This is a genomic window from Campylobacter sp. RKI_CA19_01121 (assembly GCF_025771295.1).
In the GTDB taxonomy this organism is placed as follows: Bacteria; Campylobacterota; Campylobacteria; order Campylobacterales; family Campylobacteraceae; genus Campylobacter_D.
This window is the reverse complement of the sequence record NZ_JAKMQA010000037.1, coordinates 1-637: the sequence shown is the minus strand read 5'-3', so window position 1 is coordinate 637 and position 637 is coordinate 1. Positions and strand designations below refer to the sequence as shown.

Annotated in this window: 1 protein-coding gene; it reads right to left on the bottom strand. The window is 28.9% G+C overall.

The genetic code is table 11. The annotated features are described in order from the left end of the window. The coding region (locus tag L8T90_RS07855; RefSeq protein ID WP_263737176.1) for an inverse autotransporter beta domain-containing protein at positions 1-637 on the bottom strand (637 nt) is incomplete at both ends.

Genomic DNA, 637 nt, shown 5'->3' with positions numbered 1-637 from the left:
GGCTACATTACTCATAGAAGGAAAAGCATATTTAATACCCATATCCCAACCATTAGCAGGACGCTCTAAAAAAGTTAGATCATTATTAGTATTTTTAAAATCATAACTATTAATCCAATCACTTAGTCTTTGATAAACATTAGCATGGAAAGCTAATGTATCTAACATACTTTCAAAGCCCAAAGACATTCTTTTATGTTCTCTACTAAAATCATGATCATAAACTAAGTTTAATCCTAGCATGATATTTCCTGAATTATTTAATGCTAGTGCATTAGGATAATATCTTATACCACCACCAAAATGACCTATGATTCTATTATTATCATATCCACCTATACCGCTTTGCAAAAAGTAAGATATTTTTGGATTATCTTCACTCATAATAGGTAAAAGAACTTTAGCATTACCACTTAAGCCACCTCTATCATTATAGTTTAGATTAAACTCACTATTAATGGAGTGATTAAGAGCATGTAAATATTCTTGGATTAAAGTATTAGCTTGTAAGCTTAAATAATTGCTTGCTAAATCTCTAACGATTTCTTCTCTTTCTTTACTATCTTCTGCATTATAAGCATCACCAATAGTTTGAATAACATTAATAACCTTATTAGATAATTCTTCATCTTCTTTA